The 589-nt window shown below is 75.4% G+C and carries 2 protein-coding genes; both read left to right on the top strand.

The features are described from left to right. Positions 1 to 415 (top strand): PH domain-containing protein (locus G3I65_RS23565; RefSeq protein WP_160698031.1); only part of this gene is annotated, 415 nt, incomplete at its 5' end. Positions 416 to 425: 10 nt separating this feature from the next. Beyond that, positions 426 to 589 (top strand): isocitrate lyase/phosphoenolpyruvate mutase family protein (locus G3I65_RS23560; protein ID WP_203612485.1); only part of this gene is annotated, 164 nt, incomplete at its 3' end.

The following is a 589-nucleotide window of genomic DNA, read 5'->3' as shown; positions in this document are numbered from 1 at the left end:
GCTGGCGCCGGTCGTGGTCCTGCTGGTGCTCGGTGTGCTGCTCACCGACGTCCTGCTCGTGCTGGGCGGGGTCCTCGCCGTCGTCGCGCTGCCGGTGGCGGTCCTGCTGGCCCGGGACGCCTACCGCGGCCTCGGGCACGGCACGCGCGGCCGTTACTTGGTCGTGCGCGCGGGCACGGTCCGGCGCGGCACGGCGGTCCTGGCGCGGGACGGGGTGATCGGCTGGACCGTGAAGCAGTCGGTGTTACAGCGCCGCCGCGGGCTCGCGACCTTCACCGCGACCACGGCGGCGGGCACCGGCGCCTACTCGATCCTGGACGCCGACGCCGTCGAAGGGCTCGAGTTCGCTTCGGCGGCCGTGCCCGGGATCCTGTCGCCGTTCGCTTCGGTGCCCGCCGAAGCGTCGCGGACCTAGGTTCGGGGGCATGGACGAATTCCGTGCCCTGCACGTCCCCGGGTCCCCGCTGCTGCTGCCGAACGCGTGGGAGTTCGGCGTCGGTGCCTTCCTCGCCGCGCAGGGCTTCCGCGCGCTCGGCACGACCAGCCTCGGCGTCTCCGCGGCGGCCGGGGAACCGGACGGCGCGCCGTC

This window comes from Amycolatopsis sp. SID8362, from assembly GCF_010550475.1.
Lineage (GTDB): Bacteria > Actinomycetota > Actinomycetes > Mycobacteriales > Pseudonocardiaceae > Amycolatopsis > Amycolatopsis eburnea.
This window is presented reverse-complemented; position numbering and strand designations above follow the sequence as displayed.